Origin of the sequence: Streptomyces boncukensis (assembly GCF_011045075.1) — a bacterium.
In the GTDB taxonomy this organism is placed as follows: domain Bacteria; phylum Actinomycetota; class Actinomycetes; order Streptomycetales; family Streptomycetaceae; genus Streptomyces; species Streptomyces boncukensis.
In genome coordinates this window covers 1-5,864 of sequence record NZ_JAAKZZ010000461.1, presented here as the reverse complement: position 1 = coordinate 5,864, position 5,864 = coordinate 1, and the positions used below count along the sequence as shown (strand labels likewise).

General features: G+C 73.7%; 5 protein-coding genes and 1 pseudogene. 1 reads left to right on the top strand and 5 read right to left on the bottom strand.

The annotated features are described in order from the left end of the window. Nucleotides 1–195: 195 nt before the first annotated feature. Nucleotides 196–1,107, bottom strand: a complete 912-nt coding sequence (locus G5C65_RS29625; protein ID WP_165302124.1) for an SDR family NAD(P)-dependent oxidoreductase — start codon at nucleotides 1,105–1,107, stop codon at nucleotides 196–198. Between the two features lie 173 nt (nucleotides 1,108–1,280). On the opposite strand from G5C65_RS29625, the gene G5C65_RS29620 reads away from it, so the two are divergent. Then, the gene (locus G5C65_RS29620) at nucleotides 1,281–2,207 is read left to right on the top strand and encodes a cyclase family protein (RefSeq protein WP_165302123.1); all 927 of its coding nucleotides are present in this window, start codon (nucleotides 1,281–1,283) and stop codon (nucleotides 2,205–2,207) included. A gap of 350 nt (nucleotides 2,208–2,557) precedes the next feature. On the opposite strand, the gene G5C65_RS29615 is transcribed toward G5C65_RS29620, so the two are convergent. The 4 genes and pseudogenes from G5C65_RS29615 to G5C65_RS39670 all read right to left on the bottom strand — a co-directional run. Next, a complete protein-coding gene (locus G5C65_RS29615; RefSeq protein WP_338146725.1) occupies nucleotides 2,558–3,073 on the bottom strand; it encodes an ATP-binding protein in 516 nt (171 codons plus the stop codon). Nucleotides 3,074–3,525: 452 nt separating this feature from the next. After that, a complete protein-coding gene (locus G5C65_RS29610) occupies nucleotides 3,526–4,476 on the bottom strand; it encodes an acyl-CoA dehydrogenase family protein (RefSeq protein ID WP_165302122.1) in 951 nt (316 codons plus the stop codon). 6 nt (nucleotides 4,477–4,482) lie between these two features. Next, nucleotides 4,483–5,703, bottom strand: coding sequence for an acyl-CoA dehydrogenase family protein (locus G5C65_RS29605; RefSeq protein WP_165302121.1), 1,221 nt, complete (start codon nucleotides 5,701–5,703; stop codon nucleotides 4,483–4,485). 31 nt (nucleotides 5,704–5,734) lie between these two features. Then, nucleotides 5,735–5,864, bottom strand: a pseudogene (locus G5C65_RS39670) (amidohydrolase family protein); the annotation flags it as partial.

Below are 5,864 nucleotides of genomic sequence, written 5' to 3'. Positions count from 1 at the left end.
CTCCCGCCCCCTCCTCGCCGAGGTGCTCCGCCAGCCAGGCGCGGGCCTCGGCGCGGAAGTCCTCGTCCTCGGGCGTCGTGCCGAAGTCCATGGTCGGCCTCCCTGCTGTTCCCTGCGGCTGTTCGCGGTCCGCGGCTGACGCTCGGCTCCCGGAGTCCGGGCGCGGAGTCGGGCGGGGTCCGGGTTCGGTGTGGATCAGGCGTTGGGGCGCTCTCCGCCCGCCGCCGCCTCGGCCATCCGCGCCAGGCGGCCGAGCAGCGGCATCGGGTCCGTGCCGACCGTGCCGGGGAGCGCGTCGGCCAGCTGCTCGGCCGTCCAGCGGCCGTCGGCGTAGGCGGCGCGGAGCTCGCGGGGCTGCGCCCAGACGGCCACCTTGGGCCCGGCGACGGTGTAGACCTGCCCGGTGACCTCCTGCTGCCGGGCGCGGTCGCTGAGCAGATAGACGACGAGCGGCGCCACATCCTCCGGTTCGCCGATGTCCGTGAGCTCCATGGGGACGTTCGCGGACATCCGGGTGCGGGCGACGGGGGCGACCGCGTTGGCGACGACGCCGTACTTGTGCAGCCCCAGCGCCGCGCTGCGGACGAGCGAGATGACCCCGCCCTTGGCCGCGGCGTAGTTGGCCTGGGAGACCGAGCCCTGGTGGTTGCCGCTGGTGAAGCCGATCAGGGCGCCGGACCGCTGGCGCCGCATGACGGCGCTCGCCGCGCGGAAGAGGGTGAAGGTGCCCTTGAGATGGGTGGCGACGACGGGGTCCCACTCGTCCTCGGTCATATTGAAGAGCATCCGCTCGCGCAGGATTCCGGCGACGCACACCACGCCGTCCACGCGTCCGTAGCGGGCGAGCGCCGTGTCCACGACCCGCTGGCCGCCGGCCATCGTGGAGACGTCGTCCGCCACGGCCACGGCCTCGCCGCCCGCCGCCGTGATCTCCTTGGCCACGGTCTCGGCGACCTCGCTTCGCGGCTCGCCGCCGTCGACGGAGACGCCGTAGTCGTTGACGACGAGCCTGGCGCCCTCGGCGGCGCAGGCGTGCGCGACCGCGCGTCCGATGCCCCGTCCCGCGCCGGTGACGGCGACGGCCTTGCCTGACAGGAAGTTCCCCACGCCGCGCCCCTCTCGCTTCTGCTGCTCCCGCTGCTCCGGCTGTTCCCGGTCGGTGCCCGGCTTCGCCGGGTGGGGACCGGATTCGCGTTCCGGCCCTTCCCAGGGTTTCTGACGGACCGTTAGATTCTTGAGCAGACGCCGACCGAACACAAGAGCCCGTACGGGAGGGCGCCATGCCGATGCCCCGGGAGTTCCACGACATCGCCAAGCGGGTGAACAACTGGGGCCGCTGGGGACCGGACGACGAGCTCGGCACGCTCAACCTGATCACCGACGAGGTGGTGCGCGCCGCCGCCGCGACGGTACGGTCCGGGTACCGCGTCCCGCTCGCGCTGCCGCTGCGGCAGGACGGGGTGCAGACCGGGGCCATCCCCGGCCGGGTCAATCCGCTGCACACCATGGTCGCGATCAACCGTGAGCTCTTCGGCCCCGGCACCGTCGCCACCAGCGACGACGCGGTCACCATGGGTCTCCAGGCCGCCACCCACTGGGACGGCCTCGCCCATGTCTCCCACTCGGGCACCCTCTACAACGGCCGCCCCTCCAGCACCGTGACCGCACACGGCGGCGCCGCCTTCACCGGGTTCGAGAAGATCCCCCACCTCGTCTCGCGCGGCGTCCTGCTGGACGTGGCGCGGGCGCGGGGCGCGGAGCGGCTGCCGGGCGGGCACGCGGTCGGCCCCGAGGATCTCGCGGCGGCCGAGCGGCTGGCGGGCACCCGGGTGCGCACGGGCGACGTGGTGCTGGTGCGCACCGGGCAGATACGGCTGTGCCTCGCGGGCGAGCGGGAGGCGTACGCGCACCCGTCGCCCGGCCTGTCCCTGCGCGCCCCCGAGTGGTTCCACGAGCGGGACGTGGCGGCGGTCGCCAACGACACCCTGACGTTCGAGATCTTCCCGCCGGAGACCGACGGCCTGTGGCTCCCCGTCCACGCGCTGGACCTGGTGGAGATGGGAATGCCGCAGGGCCAGAACTGGAATCTGGAGGCCCTGTCCGCGGCGTGTGCGCGCGAGGAGCGCTACGCCTTCCTGCTGACGGCCACTCCTGAGCCGTTCGCCGGTGCTACGGGTGCGCCCGTGGCGCCGGTTGCCGTGCTGTAGCCCGCGTCGGGGGGATGTGCCGGGCAGGGGCCGATGGACTTCAGCAGCCCCTTCGGGGCGCTCGGCTCGCGGCCCGCCGGTGCACACGGCCTGGCCGGCTTCCCCCGGGCGGCGGTGCGCGATGCGCACCCCGAGCTCGGCACCGCGGACCGCCGCCCGGCTCCGGCGCTCAGGCCCTGCCTCCTCGGGAGGCTGACGCCGGACCCGCGACCCGCACTCGCCGAGGAACCTCATGCTCCTCGGCGTCCCCTCACGGCGAATCGCTCCACCCAAGGGTGATCAACCAGATACGACACGTCAACACCTGGTCTGGACTTTGGAGGTTTTGCCCGATTTACCCCGGCGCACCGTTATCCGAACGCGCCCAGTCCCAGCCCCAGCGCCTCCGGGACGGACGTGCTCCGGCCTCCCGAGCCCCCGGGGGCCGCCACGCCGGAGGACATGCCACCCGGCCCGCGGTCGAGTTCGCACCAGACCCGCTTGCCGGCCCCCTCGGGCTCCCAGCCCCAGCGGTCGGCGAGACAGCAGACCAGCTCCAGCCCGCGTCCACAGGTGTCCTCGCCCTCCGCCTGGCGGGGGCGCGGGGGGCGGCTGCTCGCGTCGGCCACCTCGACCCGCACGCAGTCCCCGCCGCCCTGGCCCTGCCGCTGCCCCTGGCCCGGCAGCAGCACACACAGCACAGCCGGACAACCTGTGTGCACAACCGCATTGGTCACGAGTTCCGAGATCAGCAGAATCAGCGTCTCGGCCAGGGACTCGTCCGCGTCCACCCCCGCACCGGCGAGCCGGGACCTGGCCCACCTCCGGGCGCGCCCCACCTCCGTCGGGTCGGGACCGATTTCCAACTGCTCTTGAAGCACCTGCACCGCTCACACCATCCGAACTGGCGGACACGTCGCCGCGCGTCTCCATGAAGTCACGGATTGTGACTTCGGCGAGGAACAGCATGGTTGACGCATAGTGACCGCAACAAGCGCTTCAGGCATATTCCGGCGCAAAGGAGTAGACGTACTGCACACTGTGCGACGCCGTTCGCGTCGAGTCGAACGAGCCCGCGTCAACCGCCCGCACCGCTCCCCCATGCGCCCCGCCGCTGGCCGGAAGGGTGAGAGTGCGCCACGACCCCGCACGGAGCGGGAAGCACGCGGCGCGCCGGGGGGAGGGGTCGGTACGCGCACCCGAGGGAGCGTACCCGAGCGGAATGAATGCCCCCGCTTGCGGGTGGTCGCGCCTTGCCCACAAGTCGATATCAACGCTGCGTAATCACGCAACGGCCAATTAACAGGACTAATTTGGACATCATTTATCTAAAGGTTCTTTAGATAGCAGCCGCCAAACTCTCCTCACAAGTCACAGTGTTCTGCCACTGTTCGGCACGCAGCCAGGCCCGTTTGAGGTGGAGGTGGACGTCCGCCTCCCAGGTGAACCCCAGACCGCCGTACACCTGGATGCAGTCCCGCGCGCCCCGTACGGCGGCCTCGTCGGCCAGCAGCTTGGCCGCCGCCGTCTCGTCCTCGTTCTCGGTGAGCGCGGCGGCGTAAACCACACTTCTGGCTGTTTCCACCCGCTCCAGCATCCCGGCGCACAGGTGCTTGACCGCCTGGAAGGAGCCGATCGGCTGTCCGAACTGCTCGCGCACCCGTGCGTGGGCGACGGCGAGCTCGACCGTGCGGCCCGCGCTGCCGAGCTGCTGGGCCGCGGTGAGCAGCGCCCCCTCCCGCCGCAGCAGCGCCACGTCGGCCCCCGGCACCGCTGCTGCGCCCGGCACCGCTGCTGCGCCCGTGCGGCCGCTGACGCGGTGCAGCGGGGTCAGCGGGTCCACGGACCGCACGGGGGCCGCGCACAGCTCCTCCGGCCGCGCCAGCCGCGCCTGGGCGCCCGCCCCGCCCTCCAGCACCAGCAACCGGTCCGCGGCCGCCAGATGCTCGACGGGGACGCCGTCCCCGGCGTCCAGCGCCGTGACCACCGACGTGCCGTCCGCCGCGCCCGGCACCCCCAGCCGCCCGGCCGCCAGCCAGCTCGCCGCCAGCGGTCCGGGCAGCAGCAGCCGCCCCGCCTCCTCGAACACCAGCACAGCCTCCGGGAGCCCGAGCCCGACGCCGCCCTCCGCCTCCGGCAGCGCGAGCGCGAACAGCCCGGCGTCGCCCAGCGCACGCCACAGCGCCCGGTCCAGACCGCCGCGGGGCGGCATCCCACCCGTGCGGCCCTCCAGCAGCTCACGGGTGCCCCGGCGCAGCGCCAGCTGGTCGTCCGTGAGCCGGAAGTCCACGCCGGTTCACCGTCCCTTCGGCAGGCCGAGCACGCGCTCGGCGACGATGTTCCGCTGGATCTGCGAGGTGCCGGCCGCGATGGTGTACGCGAGGGAGGACAGCCGTCCGGCCGTCCAGTCCGCAGCCGCGTCCAGGGCCCCGTCCGGGCCGAGCACCTCGGCCGCCGCGTCGTACAGCTCCTGGCGGGCGTGCGAGTAGCGCAGTTTGAAGACCGAGGCCCCGGCGCCCGGAACACCCGTACCCGGAACACCCATGCCCGGAGCGCCCGGACCCGGAGCGCCCGTGCAGCGCTGCCGCCCCGTGTGCCCGGCCTCGCTGACGTTCCACTGGACGAGCCGCCACAGCGCGGTGAACTCGGCGTGCAGCCGTCCCAGCCGGCGGCGCAGCACCGCGTCCTCCCAGCGGCCGCTGGACCGCGCCGTGGCGGCCAGTTCGCGCAGCAGCCGGCGGCAGGCGACGACCTCCCCCGCGAACGCCGTCCCGCGCTCGAAGGAGAGCGTGACCAGGGTGACGCGCCAGCCGTCGTCCTCCGCGCCCACCCGGTTGGCCGCCGGAACGCGCACCTCGTCCAGGAAGACCTCGGCGAACTCCTCCGTTCCTGCCAGCGTGCGCAGCGGCCGTACGGTCACGCCCGGCGCGTCCATCGGGAGCGCCAGCCAGGTGATGCCCCGGTGCCTGGGGGCCTGCGGATCGGTGCGGACGAGCAGTTCGCACCAGTCGGCGACCTGGGCGTGCGAGGTCCAGATCTTCGACCCGGTGACCACGTAGTCCCCGTTGCCGTCCGGGACGGCGCGGGTGCGGAGCGCCGCCAGGTCGGACCCGGCGTCCGGCTCGCTGAAGCCCTGGCACCACACCTCCTCGCCGCGCAGGATGGGCGGCAGCCAGCGTGCGCGCTGGGCGGCCGTTCCCTCGGCCGCGATGGTCGGCCCGGCGTGCAGCAGCCCGACGAAGCCCGCGCCCACATACGGGGCGCCCGCGCGCTCGGTCTCCTCCAGGAAGATCAGGTGCCGGCCGGGCGGCGCGCCCTGGCCGCCCGCGTCCCGGGGCCAGTGCAGCCCCGCGTATCCGGCGTCGTACAGGGCGCGCTGCCACTCCATGTCGTACGCGCGGCGGGCGGGCCAGTCCTCCGGGTCCGGCGCGGGCGGCAGCGCGGGCAGTGCCCCGGCCAGCCAGGCGCGCAGGGCGTGCCGGAACTCCGCTTCCTCCGCCGTGTCCCCGAGTTCCATACGCGGCTCCCTGCGGTCGCTCGGCCGTGCGTCAGCGGGTGCGCGCCCGGTACTGCTCCGGGGTGCGGTCCAGGTCGAGGTCGAGCATGCGGATGGCGTTGCCCCGCATCAGCTTCCACACCGTCTCGTCGTCGAGTCCTTCGACGTGGTCGAGGGCGATC

Bases quoted from the DNA above. Each gene is read 5' to 3' on its own strand.
- G5C65_RS29605 (WP_165302121.1), bottom strand. From the start codon at position 5,703: ATGGAACTCGGGGACACGGCGGAGGAAGCGGAGTTCCGGCACGCCCTG.
- G5C65_RS29620 (WP_165302123.1), top strand. From the start codon at position 1,281: ATGCCGATGCCCCGGGAGTTCCACGACATCGCCAAGCGGGTGAACAAC.